27 protein-coding genes and 1 pseudogene are annotated in these 21,262 nt (G+C 44.7%); 18 read left to right on the forward strand and 10 right to left on the reverse strand.

The genetic code is table 11. The features are described 5' to 3' along the window. Positions 1-50 precede the first annotated feature (50 nt). On the reverse strand, positions 51-374 hold the full coding sequence (locus BJP34_RS10090) for a hypothetical protein (RefSeq protein ID WP_324611046.1): 324 nt from the start codon (positions 372-374) through the stop codon (positions 51-53). A 117-nt stretch (positions 375-491) separates the two neighbouring features. On the opposite strand from BJP34_RS10090, the gene BJP34_RS10095 reads away from it, so the two are divergent. From BJP34_RS10095 to BJP34_RS10110, 4 genes are all read left to right on the forward strand, one after another. Beyond that, positions 492-695 (forward strand): hypothetical protein, encoded by a 204-nt coding sequence (locus BJP34_RS10095; protein ID WP_070392237.1) that lies wholly within the window; start codon positions 492-494, stop codon positions 693-695. A gap of 73 nt (positions 696-768) precedes the next feature. Then, positions 769-1,329, forward strand: a complete 561-nt coding sequence (petE, locus tag BJP34_RS10100) for a plastocyanin (RefSeq protein WP_070396594.1) — start codon at positions 769-771, stop codon at positions 1,327-1,329. Positions 1,330-1,641: 312 nt separating this feature from the next. Further along, on the forward strand, positions 1,642-2,331 hold the full coding sequence (locus BJP34_RS46360; protein WP_083305084.1) for a c-type cytochrome: 690 nt from the start codon (positions 1,642-1,644) through the stop codon (positions 2,329-2,331). A 631-nt stretch (positions 2,332-2,962) separates the two neighbouring features. Next, positions 2,963-4,822, forward strand: a complete 1,860-nt coding sequence (locus tag BJP34_RS10110; RefSeq protein WP_070392238.1) for a pentapeptide repeat-containing protein — start codon at positions 2,963-2,965, stop codon at positions 4,820-4,822. 15 nt (positions 4,823-4,837) lie between these two features. Here BJP34_RS10110 and BJP34_RS42865 read toward each other — a convergent pair whose 3' ends face one another. From BJP34_RS42865 to BJP34_RS48630, 3 genes are all read right to left on the reverse strand, one after another. After that, on the reverse strand, positions 4,838-5,014 hold the full coding sequence (locus BJP34_RS42865) for a hypothetical protein (protein ID WP_158517115.1): 177 nt from the start codon (positions 5,012-5,014) through the stop codon (positions 4,838-4,840). Positions 5,015-5,049: 35 nt separating this feature from the next. Beyond that, positions 5,050-5,247 (reverse strand): hypothetical protein, encoded by a 198-nt coding sequence (locus tag BJP34_RS36485; protein ID WP_083305577.1) that lies wholly within the window; start codon positions 5,245-5,247, stop codon positions 5,050-5,052. A gap of 105 nt (positions 5,248-5,352) precedes the next feature. After that, positions 5,353-5,478, reverse strand: a complete 126-nt coding sequence (locus BJP34_RS48630; RefSeq protein ID WP_267876527.1) for a hypothetical protein — start codon at positions 5,476-5,478, stop codon at positions 5,353-5,355. Positions 5,479-5,946: 468 nt separating this feature from the next. Between BJP34_RS48630 and BJP34_RS10115 the strand changes: the two genes are divergently transcribed. The 7 genes from BJP34_RS10115 (at position 5,947) to BJP34_RS10140 (ending at position 13,733) form a co-directional block, all read left to right on the forward strand. Next, positions 5,947-6,894, forward strand: a complete 948-nt coding sequence (locus tag BJP34_RS10115; RefSeq protein ID WP_229424315.1) for a pentapeptide repeat-containing protein — start codon at positions 5,947-5,949, stop codon at positions 6,892-6,894. Positions 6,895-7,567: 673 nt separating this feature from the next. Further along, complete coding sequence (locus tag BJP34_RS10120; RefSeq protein WP_070392240.1) at positions 7,568-9,649, forward strand: pentapeptide repeat-containing protein; 2,082 nt, start codon at positions 7,568-7,570, stop codon at positions 9,647-9,649. A 526-nt stretch (positions 9,650-10,175) separates the two neighbouring features. After that, the gene (locus BJP34_RS10130; RefSeq protein WP_070392242.1) at positions 10,176-11,138 is read left to right on the forward strand and encodes an MDR/zinc-dependent alcohol dehydrogenase-like family protein; all 963 of its coding nucleotides are present in this window, start codon (positions 10,176-10,178) and stop codon (positions 11,136-11,138) included. Between the two features lie 162 nt (positions 11,139-11,300). Further along, positions 11,301-11,537 carry a hypothetical protein gene (locus tag BJP34_RS39225; RefSeq protein ID WP_149030888.1) on the forward strand — a complete coding sequence of 79 codons (237 nt, stop codon included), beginning with the start codon at positions 11,301-11,303 and terminating at the stop codon, positions 11,535-11,537. Beyond that, positions 11,534-11,863, forward strand: a complete 330-nt coding sequence (locus BJP34_RS10135; protein ID WP_070392243.1) for a hypothetical protein — start codon at positions 11,534-11,536, stop codon at positions 11,861-11,863. Before BJP34_RS39225 ends, BJP34_RS10135 begins: the two co-directional genes overlap by 4 nt. 268 nt (positions 11,864-12,131) lie before the next feature. Next, on the forward strand, positions 12,132-12,356 hold the full coding sequence (locus tag BJP34_RS39230; protein WP_149030889.1) for a hypothetical protein: 225 nt from the start codon (positions 12,132-12,134) through the stop codon (positions 12,354-12,356). A 6-nt stretch (positions 12,357-12,362) separates the two neighbouring features. Further along, complete coding sequence (locus BJP34_RS10140; RefSeq protein WP_083305085.1) at positions 12,363-13,733, forward strand: D-alanyl-D-alanine carboxypeptidase; 1,371 nt, start codon at positions 12,363-12,365, stop codon at positions 13,731-13,733. A gap of 151 nt (positions 13,734-13,884) precedes the next feature. On the opposite strand, the gene BJP34_RS42870 is transcribed toward BJP34_RS10140, so the two are convergent. Next, positions 13,885-14,034, reverse strand: a complete 150-nt coding sequence (locus tag BJP34_RS42870) for a hypothetical protein (protein ID WP_158517116.1) — start codon at positions 14,032-14,034, stop codon at positions 13,885-13,887. Positions 14,035-14,050: 16 nt separating this feature from the next. Here BJP34_RS42870 and BJP34_RS10145 point away from each other — a divergent pair, with 16 nt between their 5' ends. Continuing rightward, the gene (locus tag BJP34_RS10145; protein ID WP_070392244.1) at positions 14,051-14,566 is read left to right on the forward strand and encodes a peptidylprolyl isomerase; all 516 of its coding nucleotides are present in this window, start codon (positions 14,051-14,053) and stop codon (positions 14,564-14,566) included. Between the two features lie 170 nt (positions 14,567-14,736). On the opposite strand, the gene BJP34_RS45515 is transcribed toward BJP34_RS10145, so the two are convergent. Continuing rightward, complete coding sequence (locus BJP34_RS45515) at positions 14,737-14,880, reverse strand: hypothetical protein (RefSeq protein WP_168166502.1); 144 nt, start codon at positions 14,878-14,880, stop codon at positions 14,737-14,739. A 98-nt stretch (positions 14,881-14,978) separates the two neighbouring features. On the opposite strand from BJP34_RS45515, the gene BJP34_RS10150 reads away from it, so the two are divergent. Then, positions 14,979-15,725: a DUF3747 domain-containing protein gene (locus BJP34_RS10150; protein ID WP_070392245.1), complete on the forward strand. Its 747-nt coding sequence runs from the start codon at positions 14,979-14,981 to the stop codon at positions 15,723-15,725. 224 nt (positions 15,726-15,949) lie between these two features. Here BJP34_RS10150 and BJP34_RS10155 read toward each other — a convergent pair whose 3' ends face one another. Next, positions 15,950-16,372, reverse strand: a complete 423-nt coding sequence (locus BJP34_RS10155; protein WP_070392246.1) for a helix-turn-helix domain-containing protein — start codon at positions 16,370-16,372, stop codon at positions 15,950-15,952. Next, on the reverse strand, positions 16,344-16,499 hold the full coding sequence (locus BJP34_RS42875; protein WP_158517117.1) for a hypothetical protein: 156 nt from the start codon (positions 16,497-16,499) through the stop codon (positions 16,344-16,346). Before BJP34_RS42875 ends, BJP34_RS10155 begins: the two co-directional genes overlap by 29 nt. A gap of 131 nt (positions 16,500-16,630) precedes the next feature. On the opposite strand from BJP34_RS42875, the gene BJP34_RS10160 reads away from it, so the two are divergent. The 4 genes and pseudogenes from BJP34_RS10160 to BJP34_RS49995 all read left to right on the forward strand — a co-directional run bounded on the left by BJP34_RS10160 (position 16,631) and on the right by BJP34_RS49995 (position 18,728). Next, a complete protein-coding gene (locus tag BJP34_RS10160; protein ID WP_070392247.1) occupies positions 16,631-16,966 on the forward strand; it encodes a hypothetical protein in 336 nt (111 codons plus the stop codon). 145 nt (positions 16,967-17,111) lie between these two features. Further along, entirely contained in the window at positions 17,112-18,032 is a 921-nt protein-coding gene (locus tag BJP34_RS46365) for a reverse transcriptase domain-containing protein (RefSeq protein ID WP_324611080.1), read from the forward strand. 153 nt (positions 18,033-18,185) lie between these two features. Next, a pseudogene (locus BJP34_RS49990) lies at positions 18,186-18,368 on the forward strand (group II intron maturase-specific domain-containing protein); the annotation flags it as partial. Between the two features lie 21 nt (positions 18,369-18,389). After that, positions 18,390-18,728, forward strand: coding sequence for an HNH endonuclease (locus tag BJP34_RS49995; protein WP_324611106.1), 339 nt, complete (start codon positions 18,390-18,392; stop codon positions 18,726-18,728). Positions 18,729-19,155: 427 nt separating this feature from the next. Here BJP34_RS49995 and BJP34_RS10175 read toward each other — a convergent pair whose 3' ends face one another. Beyond that, entirely contained in the window at positions 19,156-19,989 is an 834-nt protein-coding gene (locus BJP34_RS10175; RefSeq protein WP_070392248.1) for a sulfurtransferase, read from the reverse strand. Positions 19,990-20,084: 95 nt separating this feature from the next. Here BJP34_RS10175 and BJP34_RS10180 point away from each other — a divergent pair, with 95 nt between their 5' ends. Beyond that, positions 20,085-20,804 carry a LuxR C-terminal-related transcriptional regulator gene (locus BJP34_RS10180; RefSeq protein WP_070392249.1) on the forward strand — a complete coding sequence of 240 codons (720 nt, stop codon included), beginning with the start codon at positions 20,085-20,087 and terminating at the stop codon, positions 20,802-20,804. Positions 20,805-21,039: 235 nt separating this feature from the next. Here BJP34_RS10180 and BJP34_RS50365 read toward each other — a convergent pair whose 3' ends face one another. Then, complete coding sequence (locus BJP34_RS50365; protein WP_418904156.1) at positions 21,040-21,228, reverse strand: CopG family transcriptional regulator; 189 nt, start codon at positions 21,226-21,228, stop codon at positions 21,040-21,042. Between the last annotated feature and the right edge of the window lie 34 nt (positions 21,229-21,262).

Here is a 21,262-nt window from a genome sequence, read left to right on the forward strand (position 1 = left end):
TATACATTATTAATTCAAAACGTCTTTGCCGAATGGGTTAGTGGATCAAACTAAAATCGCTGCTCGTAGTTGGTTTCTCCGTAAATATTAAAGGTAATTGTTGCTTCATCTCCCATTGCTTCCACACTATGGATTGCATCAGAGGTAAAACTAATAATATCTCCAGGGAATAGGATTTTTTCCCCTACTTGTTCGATGCGATCGCGAAAATCAGGGTGATCAGTACGCCGCCAAAAGGTGTTTTTTTCCTGGCCACTGATCACCGCTACTATTCCCCATGTACCATGGTTGTGAATCGGAGAAACTCCCACAACCAATACTGCTCCTGGTGAGAGTACTACAGAGCAAGGCAATCCTTGTGCTGGTAAATACAATCCTTGTGCCGGTAAATACAATCCTTGTGCTGGGAAAAAGGATCCTTGTGCCTGTAATTAAGGTTCCTTAATCATCTACACCGATGATCACCGGTACCTAAGATGCTGTGATCATCGGTGGAGCGAGCCCCTATTGCTGCTGGTGTGATGGCAGCTTGGGATTTCCCTGGGGATACTACCTGGGGATACTACCTGGGAATACTAGCATATTACTTAATTGCTGCTTCGCTGATCTCTGTGCCAGCTGCCCTTCCCTTTACCTGTAGGGCTTCTATGGAATCTGATCCTAATAACTTTGAACAAAAGTTTGACAGCTTGTAATGTGTATGACAGCTTGTCATATAATTGAACCATTGACAGTCATGGTTCAATTTTTTTTATGAAAAACATAGCATTGAAAAAGCTACTATCACTGCTTGTGGTAACCTTCTGTATCTTGACCTTTACCTATGGTTGCGCTGGCTCAACTACAGCTACTGTTCCTCCAGAAACCACACCTGCCCCAGCTGCTGAAGTTGCCCAAGAGGTAGAATCCCCAGCGGAAGCCCCTGAAGTGGCTGAAGAAGAAGCCGCCCCAGCCGAAGCTACTGAGGTGGCTGAAGAAGAACCCGCCTCAGCCGAAACCACTGAGGCCGCTGCAGCACCTGAGCCTGCTGCCGCAGCTGGTGCAGAAACTTACACTGTAAAAATGGGTACAAACAATGGGCAACTAAAATTTGAACCAAATGTTCTTACCATCAAAGCTGGTGAGACTGTCAAGTGGGTGATGAACAACATTGGTCCTCATAATGTTATTTTTGATGACTCCCCATCACTGACTCACAAAAACATGTTGATGGCTAAGGGTTCTTCCTATGAATCTACCTTTGATGAGCCTGGTACATACTCCTACTACTGTGCCCCCCACCGTGGTGCTGGCATGGGAGGCACAATCATTGTTGAAGCTCAGTCATAATAGCACATAGTAGCACTAGGACTAGGGCTGTTGATCAAGACTTTATTTGAATGTGACAACCACACAGCTTCCACAAGATCAACCATTATAAGACTTACGCGATCGCAAATCGTGGTAGTTTTGTGAATTAAAATCAGCACTTACCCAAGGAATATAACCGTAGGGTATAACTCTTAAGGGCGCAGGGTTTGCGCCCTTACCGCGTTTCAAATCAGGAAGAAATAAAGAAGTTTGACAGCTTGTCTTTTGACGGAAAGAAAAACATGATCTGACAATCCTTTATGGACTAGCCCACTTGTTTTTTTTAATCTCATGAGACAAATTGCATTGAAAAAGCTTTTATCACTCCTAGTGGTAACGGTCTGTGTCTTGACCTTTACCTATGGTTGCGCTGACTCAAGTACAGCGACTGTTCCTCCAGAAACCACACCTGCCCCAACTGCTGCAGTTGAAACAGTGGAATCCCCAGCGGAACCCACCGAAGTAGCAGAGGAAGAAACTACTCCCGCTGAACCTGAAGAAGCAGTAGCAGAGGAAGAAACTGCTCCCGCTGAACCAGAAGAAGCAGTAGCAGAGGAAGAAACTACTCCTGCTGAGCCAGAAGCAGTAGCAGAGGAAGAAACTACTCCTGCTGAAACAGAAGAAGTAGCTGTAGCACCTGAGCCTGCTGCTGAGCCAGAAGCAGTAGCAGAGGAAGAAACAGCTCCTGCTGAACCTGTCGAAGTAGCTGCAGCCATAGATGAAGCAGCCCTAGCTAAATCAGCACAAGTCTTCGCAGGGAACTGTGCCGCTTGTCATGCGGGTGGAAAGAATTTAATCAATGCCCAAAAAACTCTGAAAAAGGATGCCCTTGAGAAGTATGGCATGTATTCTAAGGACAAGATCGTTTACCAGATCACCAATGGTAAACCCCCCATGCCAGCCTTCAAAGGTCGTATACCAGCGGATCAGATTGCAGCCCTTGCTGATTATGTGCTGTATCAAGCTGACAATGGTTGGTAATAGCTTGATTCAATTGGGTTTATAAACGATTTGTGAAACTCAATCGTAAGCTATCAGCTAATAGCTATCAGTTATCAGCGATCAGCGATCAGCGATCAGCTCTCAGCTATCAGCGATCAGCTATCAGCTAAAGGCTGACTACTAAAGGCTGACGGCTGACGACTGAATTCTTACTCACAACCGATTTATAATTCCTAGCTCACTCAAGGAATTGAAAGTTTAAGTTAGTGGTTAGTAGTTAGTTGTTGGTGGTATTTTCATTACCAACTAGCTACTGACCACTAATTATTTTTTATAGGGCTGCGCTATAATTTTATATTATATTAAGTTTTATCAGTCACGAATTGTGATATAAGCCAGAAAATTTGTGATAGAATAATAGGCAAGTACATCAAACCGGCTTCTAATCGAAACTCTCCTCTTTTGGTTTTCCTCCGCAAGTCTGATCGCGAAGCCAGGGTAAATGCATCTAAATTAATCAGCAAAAATATTCTCAGTATCAATCCTCTAAGTATCACTATTTAGAGGATAAATCTTAGAGCCAGTAGGGATTTCAAAATAAGGTAAGCATGAAGCTGTCAGTGGTCAGGGGTCAGCCGTGAGCTAATAAACGACTATATAACTATCACTAATGAAAGCTCAAGAAGTTATTAGAAAATATTCCCAAGGAGAAAGGGATTTCCGCAGGAAAAATCTCAGGGATCAGTCATTCCAATGGAGAAACCTTTCTGGGGCAGATTTTAGTGACGCTGATATTAGAGGAGCTAACTTTAAGAATTCGATCCTAACCGGAACTAAGTTCCGTCAGGCTAAGGCGGGATTACAAAAACCCTGGACAATTGTTCTTCTGTTGGTTTCATGGATAGCGTCAGGACTATCAGGAATGGTATCTCTATATGGTGGGGTGTTATTAGCATTAATATTTAACCCTTTCCAGGGATTTGAAATACCTATCTTGCTTGCTATAGCTACAATTGCCTTATTTGCTGTTATTCGTCCTAAATATATCGAAATAACTAAAGATATCGGAATAACCTTCGCCAACGGAGCCAGTGCCGCAGCAGAATGTTTATCTAATGGCTGTGGCTCATACTTTTTGGAAACCTTGGTCTTCCCCTTTGTACTAATATTTGCTATACCCTTTGTCTTGGCCTTTGTATTAATATTTGCTATACTCCTTGTCTTGGCCTTGGCCGCACCCGTAGCCTTGGCCGTAGCCTTGGCCGGAGCTTTAGCCCGACCCATAGGGTTGAACGTATCCTTAGGCTTTGTTGTAGTCGGCTACTGCGCAGCAATAGCCTTATCCGGAGCCGGAGCCTTGGCCGCAGTTTTAGGGGGAGGGTTCATCTTAGTTGGTGCTTACCTCGGCTGGCGTGCTCTAAAAGGAGACCCCAGAGATACCTGGATTCGCAATCAAGCGATCGCATTAGCTGCTACAGGACGTAAAGTTACAGGAAGTACAAGTTTTGAGAATGCTAATTTAACCGATGCTGACTTTACTGGAGCTACCCTGACAGGAGGTACAAGTTTTGAGAATGCTAATTTAACCGATGCTGATTTTACGGAAGCTATCCTCAAAAGTACAGACTTAAGAAAGGCTAATCTTACTCGTACGTGTTGGCGAAATACTATTAAACTTGACGAAGCTAGACTAGGGAAAACTCTGTTAGCTAATACGGCTGTCAGAGAATTATTGGTTAGTGGTAATGGTGAAAATAAGTCTTATATTAATTGTAATCTTAGAGGGGCTAATTTAATAGGAGCTAATCTAAATTACGCTAATCTAAAACAGGCTGATCTTAGGGAAGCTACTTTGCGAGGTGCTAATTTAGAATGGGCGAATTTAACACAACTTCAAGCAGTTGGTACAGATTTTACTGATGCTTATTTGACCGGGTCTTGTTTAAAAGGGTGGTATATTGACTCAAAAACTAGGTTAACTGATGTTGATTGTCAGTATGTCTTTTTTAATGTTGATTGTCAGCTTGGAAAGCTTTCTAGTAAAGGGAACAGGGAACAGGGAATAGGGAATAGGGAGCAGGGAACAAAAATTACCACAGTTCATTTAGAATTGCTAGATCAAGATACTATTAATACTGTCCCTATTCTTCTGCATAATGGTGTTAATATAGAAGCATTTCGTCAAGCTTTTCAAGACCTAATGGCGAAAAATCCTGAAATTACTGGTGATTCGATTCAAGCAGTTGAACATCAAGGTAATGATATTTTAGTTACCTTAGTAGTTCCAGAAGCAACAGATAAAGGTAAGGTGGAAAAACAATTTTTAGAACGTTATCAAGCTAGGTTAGAAGCAGGAAAAAAAACTGCTCTTCTAGAGGGTAACTTAGAAGCTGAAACTTCCCTAGTTCAGAATCTTAGTGAACTGATTAGAGTGATTACCGCTGGTTTTCCCAGTAAGCAGTCATCTAATCTGATTAAACAGTCATCCAATCCAATTAAAATTAAGTTTTGGTGGCCTAACAAAAAATAGTACACTTCGTGGCAGTTATCGGGAATCGGGAATCGGGAATCGGGAACAGGGAGCAGGGAGCAGGGAGCAGGGAATAGGGAACAGGGAATAGGGAACAGTGGAAAAGACGTGAATATCTGTAAGAGGTTTACCTGATCTCCCCATCTCCCCATCTCCCCATCTCCCCATCTCCCCATCTCCCCATCTCCCCATCTCCCCACCCTCCCGATTCCCGTGAACACAAACCCCTAAGATTCAGATTCGTCTTGCTCCATCGGCAGACCTACATCAAAAAAAATCAGAAATTTCCCATGGGGCATCAACTGCTTCAGAGCCTGGGAATGGCTCTTGGCATCGGAAGGGTTGCAGAACCGAGCGAAAACTAGTGGTGGCATGTGGGGCAATAGGCAAATCATTACCCATGGGTATAGTTGACTGTAAGACATAATGTAAGTTGTCTCCTGTAAATGGGGATCAAGAGCCAGCCCTCCAGCCGAGAACATCTGCGGGCTGGCTCTTCCGTGGAATTTATTCTCCACGTTTTCAGTATATCACAAAAATATATTATTATAGCATATTTTTGAAAAGTTTGTAACAAAGTCCTTAGGGAGTCGGGAGTCGGGAGTCGGGAGTAGGGAATAGGGAGTAGGGAGTAGGGAGTAGGGAATAGGGAACATGGAACAGGGAATAGGGAATAGGGAGGTATAAAGTTTATGGAAGGTATAGAAGATGTAGGATGTGTAGGAAGTATGGGGTGGGGCTATAATTTTGTATTTTATTAAGTTTTTTTGGTCAGGATTTGTGATACCATATTTATGGTTTTTATTAACAGAATCTTAATCAGCTATAGCGAACCGGTTTCTAATGGCAACTGCTCTGCTTCGGTTTTCCTTAGGGATTCTAATCGCAAAGGCATAGCAAACCCATCTTAATTAATAAGCAAAAATCTGATAAGCATCACTACTATAACTATCACTACTTAGACTATGTATCTGTGATCAAGTAGGTGTTTAAAATATAGCGGCTTCTAGCCTAATCAGGTACACAGGATTTGTTACCTGTTCCCTGTTCCCTGTTCCCTGTTCCCTGTTCCCTAAAACCCAAAAATTTCCACCTCACCCAATTAATAACTCCTAAAAATGCTAATGAAATCTCAAACAATTCTAGCAAGATATGCCCAAGGAGAAAGGGATTTCCGAAAGGTAAATCTCAGGGGTCAGTCATTCCAAGGGAGAAACCTTTCTGGGGCAGATTTCAGTGAAGCTGATCTTAGAGGAGCTAACTTTAAGAATGCGATGCTCAGGGGAACTAAGTTCCGTCAGGCTAAGGCGGGATTACAAAGATCATGGTCAATTGCACTTCTATTGGTTTCATCGATAGCGTTCATACTATCAGCAATTGTATCATTTTATGGTGGGTGTTATGCAGCATTTATTGTCAACTATGTCAAGGGAGCAAACCTAATCTTTGCCTGGATAGCGTTGGTAGCAATAATTGTTTTATTTGTTGTTATCTTTGGTCAAGGTATTCAAACAGTCCAAGCCTTAGTGCTAGGCTTGGTATTCGCCGTAGCCGTAGCTGTTGCTGTAGCAGGAGCCTTTGCCTTAGCCTTTCCCTTCGCCCTAGCCTTTGCCTTAGGCTTACCCTTGGTCATAGCCGTAGCCGTAGCTACAACTGGAGCCGGAGCGGGAGTCTTAGATGGTGTCTTAGTGGGAGTCTTAGGCTTGTTGGTAGCGGTAGGTGGAGCTGTAGCTGGAGTCTTGGCGGTACAGCAGTTACCCTTGCCCTTTGCCAAAACAGGAACCTTGAGCTTCGAGGTAGCCTCTGCCATAGCTGGAACCTTAGCCTTCCTCTTGGCCTTACTTGGTTCTTACCTGGGCTGGGATGCTCTCAACGAAGACCCTAAACATGCCTGGATTCGGAAGAATGCGATCGCATTTGCGGCTACAGGAGGTACTAACTTTTACAATGCTGACCTAACCGATGCTGACTTTACCGGAGCGACGCTCAAAAGTACAGATTTAAGAAAGGCTAATCTTACTGGTGCTAGTTTGGAAAATACTAGTAAACTTGACTTGGCTAGACAGAGCTAAGGTGAGCTATCAGCTATCAGCTGTCAGCCGTCAGTGGTCACCTGGGCTATTTCATTGCTCCCCCCTTATCAAAGCAGGGCTGTTTCAAAGTCGGACTCAAATGCGATTGGTGGGGAGATAAGGAGATAAGGAGATAAGGAGATAGGGGGAATTTTTAGTCATAAAAAGGTATTGTTAACCTTAAAAAAACCTTCTCTCCATCACCCCACCTGCCTTTCAACCGATTGAATTTACAATTTATTCATGAGCAATGTTACAGCCCTGCCCTTATCAAAGGGGGGCTGGGGGGGATCGATTCCGGATCTGCTTCAGGGTTGAGATCCCCCTAAATCCCCCTTAGTAAGGGGGACTTTTTAGACTAAAGCTAGCGCTATATTTTTAAAGTTTCTTAATTTGCTGCAGTCAGAAAATATGATACGATTGTCAGTCAATATACTGAAGCCAATTTCTAACCGGAACTATTTTCCTTCGGTTTTAGTCAGGGTGTCTAATCCCTAAGTCAGGGTAAATACATCTAAATTAATTAATCAGCAAAAATAATCTAGTTATTAATACTTAAGGTCAGTGGTCAGCTTGTTTGATTCAAAAGCTGATAAGTAAAAGCTGATAAGTAAAAGCTGAAAGCTTATAACTGATAACTGATAGCTAACCGCTGACTATATGACTATCACTAATGGAAGCTAAAGAAGTTCTCAAAAGATATGCAAAAGGGCAGAGAGATTTCCGCAGAGTAAATCTCAGGGGCCAGTCTTTCCAGGGGCAAGACCTTTCCGGGGCAGATTTTAGTGAAGCTGATATTAGGGGAGCGAACTTTAAGAATGCTATTCTAACGGGAACTAAGTTCTGTAACGCGAAGGCTGGATTACAGAAACGGTGGGTAACTGCTCTTGTGTTAGTTTCATGGATAGTGTCAGGACTATCAGGAATCGCCTCCTTACTGGCTGGGGGGGTAGTAGCGTTAATCTTTGGTGACAACTTAGAAAACCAAGTGTTCGGTTGGATAGCTTTGGTTTCGCTAATTGTAGTATATAGTGTTATCCTGCGTCAAGGGCTCGGAGCAGGAGTCGCCAGCGCCAGCGCCATCGCCAGCGCCTTCGCCATCGCCAGCGCCTTCCCCAGCGCCTTCGCCATCGCCTTCGCCAGGGCCAGCGCCTTCGCCTTCGCCATCATCATAACCTTTGTCTTCGCTATCGCCAGGGCCAGCGCCTTCACCTTCACCTTTGCCATCGCCTTCACCTTCACCTTCGCCAGCGCCTTCGTCATTGCCAGCGCCTTCCCCAGCGCCTTCCCCAAGGCCTTCGGCTTAACGGAACCCGTAGACATAGCCTTAGCCTTAGCCATAGCCATAGTCTTAGTATTACTTGGTGCTTACCTGGGCTGGCGTGCTCTAAAAGGGGATCCCCGAGATGCCTGGATTCGTACTATTGCTATTGCCTTTGCTGCTACAGGAGGTACCAGTTTTTACAAAGCCGATTTAACTGATGCTGATTTTACCGGAGCTACCCTCAAAAGTACAGACTTAAGAGAAGCTATTCTTACTCGTACCTGTTGGCGAGATACCATAAAACTTGATCAAGCAAGACCAGGTAAAACTATCTTAGCTGATACTGCTGTCAGAGAATTATCGGTTAGTGGTAATGGTTACAAAAAGTCTTATGTTGATGCTAATCTTAGAGGGGCAAATTTAAAAGGAGCTAATTTAAATAAGGCTAATCTCAAATTTGCTAATATTAGCGAAGCCACGTTAGAGGAGGCTAATTTAGAATGGGCTATTTTAACTGAAGCTCAAGCAGTTGGTACTAATTTTACTCATGCTTACTTTACGGGAGCCTGTTTAGAAGCGTGGAATATTGACTCAACAACTACCTTAACTAACGTTGATTGTCAGTATGTCTTTTTACTAGAAAATCCCAATTCTCAAGGAAATCGAGAGCGTCGTCCCCATGATCCTGACCGGGTTTTCCAACCAGGGGATTTTGAAAAGCTCTATAACAAGATTATCAATACTGTCCAGATTCTGCTGCGGAATGGTGTTAATCAAGAAGCATTTCGTCAAGCCTTCCAAAAAATCATAGCGGAATATCCTGCAATTACTAGTGATTCGATTCAAGCTATTGAGAAGAAAGGTAATGATGTTTTACTTACCTTAGAAGTGCCAGAAGGAACAGATAAAGGTAAATTTGAAAGACAATTTTTTGCAGTTTATGAAGCTAGGTTGGAAGCAGCGAGACAAACTGCTCTGCTAGAGGCGGAAAGAATTCATAATCAAGATTATAAGGAATTTGTTAGAGCTGCTTTGACTAGCCATCAGTCATCCAACCCAATAATCAATCTTACAAATACCGCTAAAGCGGAGAGTGATATGTCAGATAATGCCCGTAATTTGAATATAGATAATCTAGATATAGATCAAAGCCAAGCTCATAATCCTAATAATTTTAATGTTTTCAACGACAATGCTAGACAAATTAACACGAATAATTTTACATCAGAGCAAAAACACAGCTTAGCCGAAGCAGCAGCAGAAATCCAGCAACTCCTCAATCAACTATCCCAAACTAATCCCACTACAACCAACAAAGAGAAGATGATAGTTGTAGGAGAAGTTATTGACCAAATTGAGACTAACCCAACCCTAAAAGCCAAAGTGATCAATGCCCTGAAAGCAGGAGGAGTAGAAGCCTTCAAAGAAGCTATAGATCATCCTCTGGTGAATATTTTGATGGCAACAATCGACGGATGGAGGGAGGATTAGGGGTAGGGTGCGTTAGGGACGGGCTGGTACTGATTTTATCCGTCGCCAGTGTTTAAAAAGCCCGTCCCGTAACGCACCACCCACAGGTTCTAATTTTCTTGATAGTCAGTGTTAGGATAGTCCGCCTGGGAATTGTCACAGGCAAGATGCCTGTTCCACCCACCGGGTCAAACAGCTTTAATGAGATGCACCCATATGAAATTAATGTTTAGTAGTAATTTCCGAAATTGGTAGAATTTTTGGCGTTGCTGATTCTGGGTATGATTCCGCCCCCCTAGCCCCCCAATTTTGGGGGGAACAAAACTATCAAAGTCCCCCAAAGTTGGGGGACCAACGGGGGCTTGACCAAAACTATCAAAGTCCCCCAAAGTTGGGGGACCAACGGGGGCTCGACCAAAACTAAACGATCGCGCATTCATACTTCAATTCAGAAAAGCCGAATTTTTAGCCTACTCCAATTCAGTAATGCCACCGATTAAGATGGGAAATAGGAACTAATTTCTCAATCTTGTCACAACAACCAACAATGAAAGGACTCTGGCTCGAAAACCAGCAACTGCAAGTGCGCACTGACCTACCTGTGCCATCACCACCTTCTGATGAAGCCTTAGTGCGGGTGTTGCGTGCGGGGATATGCAACACGGATTTAGAATTAATCCGAGGCTATTACCCCTACAAAGGCATCTTAGGTCATGAATTTGTTGGTGTTGTGGAAGATGGACCAGATAATTTAGTCAACCAGCGGGTGGTGGGAGAAATTAATGCGGCCTGTGGTGAGTGTCGATTTTGTAGAAGTGGACAACCCACTCACTGCCAAAACCGTACTGTCTTAGGTATTGTTAACCGTAACGGAGCCTTTGCTGACTATCTGACCTTGCCAGTAAAAAACTTACATCCCTTACCCGATACTATTTCTACTGATGCCGCCACCTTTACTGAGCCGTTGGCTGCTGCTATGGAAATTCAGGAACAAGTGAGGGTGCGTCCCGATCACCAGGTGTTAGTAGTCGGAGACGGTAAGCTGGGACAACTGGTGGCACAAACCCTAGCCCTAACTGGCTGCAATTTGCTTGTGATTGGCCGTCATCACGAGAAATTGGCCAATTTAGAAGCCAGAGGAATTAAGGTAGGCTTTGCCGATGCCATCACTAACGGTAGTTTCGATATCTCAGTGGAGTGTACTGGCAACCCCGAAGGCTTTGCCCTTGCCCGTCGAGCCTTGCGCCCACGAGGTACCCTGGTACTAAAAAGTACCTATGCTGGCAACCTAACCTTTGATGCCTCGTCTCTGGTAGTAGACGAAATTACTCTAATCGGTTCCCGTTGCGGTCCCTTTAAACCAGCCATTGATTTATTAGCACAAGATAAAGTAAATGTCAACTACCTAATCCAAGCTCATTACCCAGTTGAAGAAGGGTTAACCGCCTTTAACCATGCCCAGCAGCGGGGAGTCTTGAAAATATTACTGACCATGGATCAGAACTCTTGAAAGATTAGTAATAGGTGATGGGATGTAAGCGGTCAGCCGTCAGCGGTCAGCTATCAGCTATCAGCTATCAGCTATCAGCTATCAGCTTAAGTCATTGCTGAATCTTCCGATCAATATCAGTAGAATGGGCATCCTGCCCGCCTGGGAATTGTAACAGGCAAGATGCCCGTTCCACCAAGATGCCCGATACAGGCAAGATGCCCATTCCACCAAGATGCCCGATACAGGCAAGATGCCCATTCCACCAAGATGCCCGATACAGGCAAGATGCCTATTCCACCAAGATGCCCGATACAGGCAAGATGCCTATTCCACCAAGATGCCCGATACAGGCAAGATGCCTGTTCCACACTCCCGATTCCCTATTCCCTACTCCCTATTCCCTTTATTAAACTATGACTTATCAACCACAATCCGAATTCGAGAAATCTCTTAATATCCGTGCGATGACCACCAAACAAATTTGGTCTTATGCTACTGGAATGTTAGCCATTTGTATGATTTTTGCCCCAGGTAAATATAAGTTAGCCATACCGATGATTGTGATCGGGGGCGCAGCAACTAGCACCGCTTTTGTTTGGCACTCTCATAACAAGTCCGATAAAACCCTTCTTCCTAATCAAGTTCAACAAATAGAAGAACGCCTCGGTAACATAGAAACTATTGTAGGACGGGATGATTTGGAAGTAAATTTGAAGCTTAAACAGTTAGAAGAAACGATATAGCATTTTCAGTTTAAATGTGAAACTAAGATTAAAGGCAAAAGGCAAAAGGCAAAAGGCAAAAGGCAAAAGGCAAGAGGCGAAAGGCAAAAGCAGGAAAGAGCTTGGAGGATTTTTTGGTCTTATCCTAAATAAGGATTTGGTTTCATGATATATTTTGCAATGGGATAAAATTTGTATTCGAGATGTAAACTAAGAAGGTCTTTTTTTATTTTCCTATAAAACTCTGGAGCTATTTCCCCTCCTGGGAGGGGTTAGGGGTGGGTTACTCTTGCCTCTTGCCTCTTGCCTTTTGCCTCTTGCCTTTGGGTGCATCTCATTTTTGCTGTTTGACTCGGTGGTGCGTTACGGGGTGGGCTATTTCAATGGTGGCGAAGAGGTAGAAAATCAGGGCGAGCCCACCCCTAACGCACCCTACGCAAAATTTACAAAAGTGAGATACACCCTTGCCTTTTGCCTCTTGCCTTTTGCCTCTTGCCTCTTGCCTCTTGCCTAAAGGAGTATGTTCACAACTAAACTAAAAATGCTATATAAATATGTAACTGCTACACTATCTACACTACTCCTAGCACTACTAATTGGATGTAATGGGGCGGATTCCCCTAAGGGTGTATCGCCATCTCCTGATCCAGATGCTTCGAACTCGTCAGAACCAGAGAATGCACTAAAGGTGATCGAAAAGCCTGATCAACCCCTAACCGTTGCGGAAACGAATCCTAATCCAGGAAGCCAACAGAGTGTTGACCAATACCTGAAAGGATTATCGGCCAAAGGGATGACTAAGACCAATCAAGGCATATGGATCGAATCAGGAGATACCCTCTTAGCTAATCACCAAGGCACTATTCCCTTACCAGCAGCATCCCTTACCAAAGCAGCAACTACACTAGCGGCTCTTTCTACTCTTGGTCCTGACCACCAATTCATTACTAAATTTAGCGCCACCGGACCGATTGAGAACGGGGTGCTACAGGGAGACCTAGTGGTTGAAGGGTCAGAAGACCCGTTTTTTGTTTGGGAAGAAGCCATAGTAGTAGGCAACCAGTTAAATCAGTTAGGTATCAAGCAAGTAACCGGTAATTTGGTGATTGTGGGTAAGTTTTATATGAATTTCGAGACCTTACCCCTCAAAGCTGGCACTCTGCTCAAGCAAGGCTTGAATGGTAAGAGTTGGCCACCAGCAGCAGAAACTCAGTATCAGACCTTACCCCCGGGTACCCCTAGACCAGAAATTGCGATCGCAGGCTCTGTGCAAGTAGTAGCTTCACCCCCTGACAATCTACAGCCCCTAGTGCGCCAGTATTCCTTTCCCCTGGCGGAACTGCTGAAGAAAATGAATCGCTACAGTAATAATAAAATGGCAGAAATGCTAGCGAATACCGCTGGTGGTGCCAAGGTGGTAGCCCGCAAAGCAGCAGAAGCAGCGGGAGTACCCCAATCAGAAATTAGCTTAATCAATGGGTCTGGTTTAGGTGAAGAAAATCGCATGTCTCCTCGGGCTGTCACTGCTGTATTTCTCGCCATTGAGCGCTATCTTCAGCAATACAACATGACCGTTGCTGATGTATTTGCCATCGTAGGACAAGACAAAGGTATATTAAATGAACGTCCATTGCCTAACTTAGCAGTAGTTAAATCCGGTAGTTTGAATTATGTTAGTACCTTAGCCGGAGCCTTACCAACTCAAACCTATGGCACTGTTTGGTTTGCTGTGATGAATTCAGGGGGAGACTATACCAAATACCGGACTCAACAAGAGATGCTGCTAAAAGAATTAGTAACTAAATGGGGAGTGGTGCAATCTCTTCCTCCTGACATTAAACCATCACCCCAGAGGATCGGTAAGAGGTCGTTTAGTGAAATTGTTAGGTAGTTTCAACAAAGGGAACAGGGAACCGGGAACCGGGAACCGGGAGTAGGGAGTAGGGAGTAGTCAGCGGTCAGCGGTCAGCGGTCAGCAGTCAGCCGTGGCACAGGCTTCCAGCCTGTGACCTAACCCGCTGCATCGCTTATTCAAAAGCACCTCAAGTAGCCTGCCCATAAGCTGATACCTGATAGCTAATAGCTGATAGCTTACCTCCCGACTCCCGATTCCCGATTCCCGATTCCCGATTCCCCACTCCCGATTCCCGACTCCCTGCTGTATCCTGGTTGAGTGTTAACAAAACTCTCATTAACTGAGAAATATAGATGGCAAACCCAACCGCAACCCTAGAAACATCTTTAGGCACCATTACCGTGGAATTGTTCACCGATGTGATGCCAGAGACAGCCGGTAATTTCATTAAACTAGCCCAGTCTGGTTTCTATGATGGTCTTCATTTTCACCGGGTGATTAATAACTTCATGATTCAGTTTGGCTGTCCCTATAGCAAGGATCCCAATAGTCCTCGCGCCGGTACCGGGAATGGTCCTGACGGCTGCATCAAGGATGAGCACCCGGACAATGGCAAAATTTCCAATGAACCAGGTACGTTATCTATGGCAAATACCGGTGCTCCCAATAGCGGTAGTTGCCAGTTTTTCATCAATACACGGGACAATTCCTATCTCGATTGGTTTTCTCCAGGCCCCTCGAAGCACCCGGTTTTTGGTAGAGTGACTGAGGGTATCGATGTGGTGCAAAAGATTCAAACCACCCCTACTGTACGTGGTGATCGCCCCAAAACCCCTGTTCAAATGGTGAAAGTGACGATTAACGAGTAACGTAAGCTATCAGCTATCAGCTATCAGTGGTCAGCGGTCAGTTGTCAGCGATCAGCGGTCAGCGGTCAGCTATCAGCTATCAGCTTAAGCGCTACGGGAACAGCCATTCGTAGTAGGCTAAGCTACACTGAACAGCTTTTGAATAAAACAAGCTGACCACTGACTTTAGGTCACAGGCTGGAAGCCTGTGCCACCGCTGACTGCTGATTACTGACTACTGACGGCTGACCGCTGACGGCTGACCACTGACGGCTGACCACTGACCACTGACCGCTAATAGCTGACCTTTTCTCTTTTCCTACGATATTCTTCATCAAGCCGAGTTGATATAATTTGACTGTATCACTAGGGGAGCAAATTCTTTAGTGCTAGCGTCTACTGGGAATGGTCTAACTTAGGAACGGTAAAACCCATGAACACATCACCCTGGCTAGCAGCTACTGCAATCACTACAGCTTCTTGCCTTACCTTAGGCGCTATCAATCCAGCAGCAGCGAATACCTTTGGCAACATCGAAGTTAACGAAAACAATTTTATTGCAGTAGCTGCCCCTTTTGGCTACAACCAATATCAATTACTAGTCATTGAGCAGATTGCAAACTGGCAAGCGTGCTGGCGTGAACGTGGCACTAACCCAGTTGTAGTAGAGCCTCTGCTGCTCAACTTTGACTTTACAGGAATTTGTGGGCGCAGTACAGATAGCAACGGCTATTCTATGCGGGTCGATAGTCAAGACTTCGGCCTAGACTATATGCTCAGAGTGGTTAAGCGGAATGGAGAATTGGTATTAGTAGGGAGTCACCGCATTGACCGCAATGCCCCAGACATCGAGCTTGGGCGCACCAGAGGTTTGGCTAATGGCTTTCTCAAAATCTTTCTTGATCCTGGTTGGCGATTTACCAAACGTGTCTATCAAGGCAGACAATTAGGTCACATCTATCTTACCTATGGTGCTACTGCTAAGACTGTAGCGCCACAGTGGAGGAGTAGCCCTCAACCCTCACCACCTACTCCCAGCAGGGAATTTATTTTTACCAAACCACAAGCCCAACCGAAGACTAGTGGTGAACGTTTTCCTGACACTAGCCCTCAACTGCCAGCACCTGCACCGGCAGAATCGTCAAATGATGGCATACCAGTGTTTGATGGGTCTAATTAAGTGGAACGGGCATATTGCCTGTTGCAATTTTAGGCCGGGCTGTCCCAACAATGGCGCTTGAGGCAGAAAATGACTGCAAGCTCTTGGGTGGTGCGTTACGGGACCGGTTGAGGGGCTCAAAGGCGGAAAATGAATGCGATCGCGTCCCTAACGCACCCTACGGACCCTACTGTTCCCTTTGAGCAATTTAGGTATCCCAATCTCAATACTGAACAGCTGACCCATCACGCTGAAATCACCTCAAAATCAGAAATAGTCTCAATCCAGACCCGTGCTCCACACTTGAGGGGATCATCTGGACGATACATCACCCGACAGGGGCCATTGACCTCCACCGTATGACCGTAAACATTTTTAGAGCCTCGCTTCACCGTAATCACAGGATTCCGGTCCCCCGTCTTGAGATTGTTGCGAATCACCCTCTGGTTAACATGAATCACGGTCTTGGTGTAATTTGTACGCTTTGACCAGTTCCGTTTTGGTCCGCGAGTGCCAGGGGTGACCACCGGCATACCATCAAACAACGGAATCACCCAAGTTCTCCCCACCTTATAAGCCCCTTTAACTCTGCCCTTGCCCAGAAGGTAACGGACGCGAGTGGCAGAAACACCTAGTAATTCAGCGGCTTGTGCGGTGGAAATCATCATGGCGACTAAACCATTGCTTTAACGATATCATTACTTTAACACACGTTTTCTGAAAATGCCAGCATTTGGTAAAACTATTGCAGCGATGCAGCGCGGTCTTGGGGGTCCCCCCCATGAGCGACTGCATCAAGACATTTTCACAATTTTGAAGGGATTAGTGGGAGTGCGGCTCGTTCCTAGGAGGAACCTCCTGAAACAGGAGAGGTATGACTAGGGGGATTCGCGAGGCATAACCTCAAAATCCTAACTGTCCTTCGGATGATGGTGAAAACCCATCCCTTGAGAAAGCAAGTGACTCCCTATCTTGGCCACACCGAGCAGGCGGCAACCTTGCAGAGTGAAGCTGGCACCAGGGCGGAATTAGAGGTGAAACAGATTAGCCACACTACCGCTAAAGGGGAGACGACATGGGTAACAGTAGCAAAAATCCTGAAAAAGTGTCTAATGGCCCTACCACAATCTGGAAAACAATGTGCGAATGCATCCTCTAATCCTCACAGAACAATTCCCACGGTATCTGTAACTTTCGAGGAGAGGATAGGCAAAATGGATTGCCCTAAATCGTCAAAACAATCTGATAGACGGAACGAGTAAAAACGACAGCACGAATAGGTCTGAGGAAATAGTCGAATCCTCGGTAAGCTATGCCAAGCCTAATCCCTACTGTCGGGTAAGATGTAGTCGGAAACTGGCTACGGGTATCAAGATAAACAAATCCTAACAGAGTATGGGTAGACACATGTCTAATAGATATAGTGACCTCTGGAAAAGTCAAAAGTGGAAAAAACTCCGCCGGAACCTTTTTCGCCTGCAAAGAAGAGTTTATAAAGCAGTTCAAGCTGGAAACCTGAGGAAAGCTCGGTCACTTCAGAAACTGATATTGAAATCCCGTTCTGCACAACTGCTGGCCATCCGTCAAGTGACACAGCTCAACACCGGAAAAAGAACCGCCGGAGTAGACGGAAAATCACACCTAACCTACAAAGAAAGGTTCGAGGTACTTAAAAAGCTAGTATCTAGTGCGGAAAATTGGACGCACCTCGGCCTAAGGGAAATCCCCATAGCCAAGAAAAACGGAGGTACAAGAATGCTGAAAGTACCAACAATCCGGGATAGAGCATGGCAATGTCTCGCAAAATTCGCTCTCGAACCTGCCCACGAAGCAACGTTCAGTGCCTATAGTTATGGATTCAGAACAGGTAGATGTGCCCAAGACGCACAAAAACTACTGTTCTTAAACCTGAGTTCAAAACAAAAAGGCATCAAGAAAAGAATAATAGAAGTAGACATAAAGAAGTGTTTTGACCGCATATCCCACAGCTCAATCATGGATAGATTGCTAGCACCTGCGGGTCTGAAACAGGGGATATTCAGATGTCTAAAAGCAGGCATCAATCCGGAATTCCCAGAGCAAGGAACACCCCAAGGAGGTGTAGTCAGCCCACTTCTAGCCAATATTGCACTAGACGGAATAGAGGAAATAAACCCAAAAAACAGGTGTATAAGATACGCCGATGACATGGTAGTAATCCTCAAGCCTAAAGACAACGCAGAAAAAATCCTAGAGAAAATTAAAACCTTTCTCGCAGACCGGGGAATGGAAATCAGTGAAGAAAAGACCAAGATAACCAATACGACAGACGGATTTGACTTCCTATGAAGTTACCGTAAGAATAAAGAAGCCTTTACAGGAGACAGACTATGCAAAAAAGGGTTAAAAATTATTAATTAAGGCTTCTTTATTCTAAGGTTTCGTCTCCTGGGATGGAACTTCCGTGTCCAGAAAAACGGAAAATTCCGATGCATTCCCTCAGTGGACAACCATCGGAATATACGAAAGAAGATTAAAACCGTGGTAAACAGCTCGAATTATGGAGCCGAAGAAAAAGCAAAAAGATTAGCGCCAATCGTTCGTGGATGGAGGAATTACCACAAAAGCTGTGATATGAACAGTTCTAGAGATAGTTTATGGTTTATAAATAAAACCGCAAATCGTAAATTCCGAAAGGAAAAGAAAGTGAACCGGTGCAGAGCCAATGAACTATGCAAGAAAGGTTTTCCGGCTGTAGGGTATGAACAAAATCAACACGTAAATGTCAGGGGTACAAAGTCTCCATATGATGGTGACATTGTTTACTGGAGTAAGAGAAACTCCAAATTATACGATAACGCGACATCCAGAGCCTTAAAACGGCAAAACCATTCCTGTGGACATTGTGGGTTAGGTTTCATAAACGATGAACGGATTCACCTCCATCATATAGACGGGAACCATAGCAACCAAAAGGAGAATAACCTTATGGCAGTTCACCAGAGTTGCCACCAACAAATACACTGGAGCCAAAAAAATACCTAGGAGCCGTGTGAGGGGAAACTTTCACGCACGGTTTTGGAGCGGAGGTGCCCTGGGTAATACCAGGCATCGACCGTAATTTAATGAGAGTAGTGGGATAAAAGGGTACTGAAAAACTATTGCATTATCGCAATGTCAAGCAGTAGGGTCAACTGGGATTAATGAGTTTAATGGAATAAAAGGGTTATGACAAACTATTGCATTTTCACAATTGAGTGCTCAGTGAGTCAGCCAAAGCTTGTAGGGTGGGCAAAAACCGTTTGGTTATGGGTGAGTATTCTAGATCATATAAATTTGCCCACCCTACTTTAATTGGTATTTTTTTTACCGCTCAATCAGGGAGCTTGTAGGGTGGGCAAAAACCGTTTGGTTATGGGTGAGTATTCTAGATCATATAAATTTGCCCACCCTACTTTAATTGGTATTTTTTTTACTGCTCAATCAGCCCATGAGGTAGACGGCTCCACTCATTCCACGATCCATCATAATTTCTTACTTTGGGATAGCCGAGTAAATACTTCAAGACGAACCAAGTGTACCCAGAGCGTGCACCAATCGCGCAATAAGGAAAAATTTCTTTGTCAGCTGTAACACCTCGGCTGCTGTAAAGACCATGTAACTCTTCTACTGACTTAAATGTACCGTCCTCATTCAAGGTATGAGTATACTCAAGATGCACCGCACCTGGAATATGCCCTCCACGTTCAGCTCCTTCTGGCGGCTTGATCATAAATATCTCACCAGAATACTCTTGAGGAGTCCGCACATCTAGCACCACACAATCCGTTTTCTCTAAAGATGCTTGCACCTCTGCCTGGAAAACTCGTAAGTCAGGATTGGGAGAGGTTGCTTGATAAGAGGTGGGCGGAAAGTTTGACAAGTCTGATGTTACTGGACGACCTTCTGCCACCCATTTCTGATGACCACCGTTAAGGACATACACTTTTTGATGTCCAAAGAGCTTCAGAAACCAGAAAATAAAAGCTCCTGTGCCTGGGTAACTACCATAGGCAATGACAGTCGTTTCTTGGGAAATTCCTGAGCGCGACAACAGTTCCTCAATCGCAGTGGGATCTAAATTCATTCCGAAGTCGGGCATGGAGAGATCAGTGGGGAAATGCCAGAAAATAGCCCCCGGAATATGAGTATCTTTGTAAGATTCTGGACTCATATCAACTTCAACCACACGCACCATCGGATCTTCTAGATGATCCATCAGCCATTGTGTATTGACCAAAACTTCAGGGTGAGCGTATTGAGACATCGGTTTTCTCCTAATATTGACGCTAAAGCTAATATTAGGGAAGGCAGTTTAGCTTGCCCAGTACCCGATCGAGTACACTTTTGGTGATCACGGTCATGACTAGTTCCTTGCAGTTTTTATTTCAAGCCATTCATCAGGTCAAGGATGAAGCAGACTTGCGATCGCGCATTGTCCCAAAAATTGGTGAGCATTTTGTGGCAAAGCGATGGGGCATTTTTTTCTTCGATCAATTGCCTCCAGTTAATCAAAAGCTTAAGGAATCCCTAAAAATCGCCCTATCTATCGACCATAACCCTGTTTTACGCTATATCGTTGAGCATCACGCTCCTACCCATGAATCATTGGTAACATCACCCAAGGTTTGGGCCTTGATTTGTCCTCGGCCAGATCATTGGCATGTGATGGCAGGACCAATCATCAGCAGTGGTCAATTAGTAGGTGCCGTAGGCTGCACTCGTGAACGGTCAATGCCTGCTTTCAATACACAGAATCTAGCGGATATGAGTGCAGTCAGTTTGCACTTGTCTGTTTGGGCTACAACCGTGCGCTCCCAGCACCAATCTTTCAAAAGCGAACGCTTAACGCCTCGTGAATTGCAAATTGCCGAATTAGTTGCATTGGGACGCACTAACGCAGAAATTGGGACTGAACTTTGGATTACAGAGAATGCCGTGAAGCAAGCTCTCAAGCGAATGTTTCGGAAGCTGAAAGTTTCATCCCGTGCTGAGATGGTTGCACAACTTTGGGTAAAAAAAGCTTACTTATCAAATCAAGGACTATCTCGATTTGACTCGATGCCCAACACCCAACGATAAGTGCCATAACTATTAATTGTGCTGCCATTGCAGGATAACATCTTGTAAAACCTAACCCCTGTAAGATTTTCAATTAGCTTGTCACCCCGTGAGGTTGCCTTCTCAAAATCTCACTATCACTGAAGCAACGGTTTTCTGGCCGAAAAGTGATGACCCTTCCTTTGAGCTAGTGGGTGATTTTCCCTTTCCCAGTTCTGATCACCGTTTAGCTGTCCGGCAAAAGAAGCCCCACATCCTAATGCGCAGCATAGGTGTGGGATGAATTTTGCACAGAGTCTTTTGGGTCCCGAAAGCGAGCTATCAAGCTCCTTATCAACTCTGATTGAGTCATTCCGCGTCGCTCTGCCTCTTGTGCTAACTGTCTTTTCTCAAAATCTGTAATCGAGATTGTTAACTTTTTATTTTTAATTGTGACTTTACAAATGGCTGTATGTTAACTATAATATTACTAGGTCGAT

It is taken from the genome of Moorena producens PAL-8-15-08-1 (assembly GCF_001767235.1).
Taxonomy (GTDB): Bacteria; Cyanobacteriota; Cyanobacteriia; order Cyanobacteriales; family Coleofasciculaceae; genus Moorena; species Moorena producens_A.

Excerpts from the sequence above, each read along its gene's own strand:
- BJP34_RS10155 (WP_070392246.1), bottom strand. The coding sequence starts at position 16,372 with ATGATGATTTCCACCGCACAAGCCGCTGAATTACTAGGTGTTTCTGCC.
- BJP34_RS10135 (WP_070392243.1), top strand. The coding sequence starts at position 11,534 with ATGACTTATCAACCACAATCCGAATTCGAGAAATCTCTTAATATCCGT.
- BJP34_RS10180 (WP_070392249.1), top strand. The coding sequence starts at position 20,085 with ATGACTAGTTCCTTGCAGTTTTTATTTCAAGCCATTCATCAGGTCAAG.
- BJP34_RS10130 (WP_070392242.1), top strand. The coding sequence starts at position 10,176 with ATGAAAGGACTCTGGCTCGAAAACCAGCAACTGCAAGTGCGCACTGAC.
- BJP34_RS46365 (WP_324611080.1), top strand. The coding sequence starts at position 17,112 with ATGTCTAATAGATATAGTGACCTCTGGAAAAGTCAAAAGTGGAAAAAA.
- BJP34_RS10120 (WP_070392240.1), top strand. The coding sequence starts at position 7,568 with ATGGAAGCTAAAGAAGTTCTCAAAAGATATGCAAAAGGGCAGAGAGAT.
- BJP34_RS10115 (WP_229424315.1), top strand. The coding sequence starts at position 5,947 with ATGAAATCTCAAACAATTCTAGCAAGATATGCCCAAGGAGAAAGGGAT.
- BJP34_RS45515 (WP_168166502.1), bottom strand. The coding sequence starts at position 14,880 with ATGAAGAATATCGTAGGAAAAGAGAAAAGGTCAGCTATTAGCGGTCAG.
- BJP34_RS10175 (WP_070392248.1), bottom strand. The coding sequence starts at position 19,989 with ATGTCTCAATACGCTCACCCTGAAGTTTTGGTCAATACACAATGGCTG.
- BJP34_RS39225 (WP_149030888.1), top strand. The coding sequence starts at position 11,301 with ATGCCCGTTCCACCAAGATGCCCGATACAGGCAAGATGCCCATTCCAC.
- BJP34_RS48630 (WP_267876527.1), bottom strand. The coding sequence starts at position 5,478 with ATGTTCCCTATTCCCTACTCCCTACTCCCTACTCCCTATTCCCTACTC.
- BJP34_RS10145 (WP_070392244.1), top strand. The coding sequence starts at position 14,051 with ATGGCAAACCCAACCGCAACCCTAGAAACATCTTTAGGCACCATTACC.
- BJP34_RS46360 (WP_083305084.1), top strand. The coding sequence starts at position 1,642 with ATGAGACAAATTGCATTGAAAAAGCTTTTATCACTCCTAGTGGTAACG.
- BJP34_RS10110 (WP_070392238.1), top strand. The coding sequence starts at position 2,963 with ATGAAAGCTCAAGAAGTTATTAGAAAATATTCCCAAGGAGAAAGGGAT.
- BJP34_RS36485 (WP_083305577.1), bottom strand. The coding sequence starts at position 5,247 with ATGTCTTACAGTCAACTATACCCATGGGTAATGATTTGCCTATTGCCC.
- BJP34_RS10160 (WP_070392247.1), top strand. The coding sequence starts at position 16,631 with ATGATGGTGAAAACCCATCCCTTGAGAAAGCAAGTGACTCCCTATCTT.
- BJP34_RS42865 (WP_158517115.1), bottom strand. The coding sequence starts at position 5,014 with ATGGGGAGATGGGGAGATGGGGAGATGGGGAGATGGGGAGATGGGGAG.
- BJP34_RS42875 (WP_158517117.1), bottom strand. The coding sequence starts at position 16,499 with ATGCAGTCGCTCATGGGGGGGACCCCCAAGACCGCGCTGCATCGCTGC.
- BJP34_RS10140 (WP_083305085.1), top strand. The coding sequence starts at position 12,363 with ATGTTCACAACTAAACTAAAAATGCTATATAAATATGTAACTGCTACA.
- BJP34_RS42870 (WP_158517116.1), bottom strand. The coding sequence starts at position 14,034 with ATGAGAGTTTTGTTAACACTCAACCAGGATACAGCAGGGAGTCGGGAA.
- BJP34_RS10150 (WP_070392245.1), top strand. The coding sequence starts at position 14,979 with ATGAACACATCACCCTGGCTAGCAGCTACTGCAATCACTACAGCTTCT.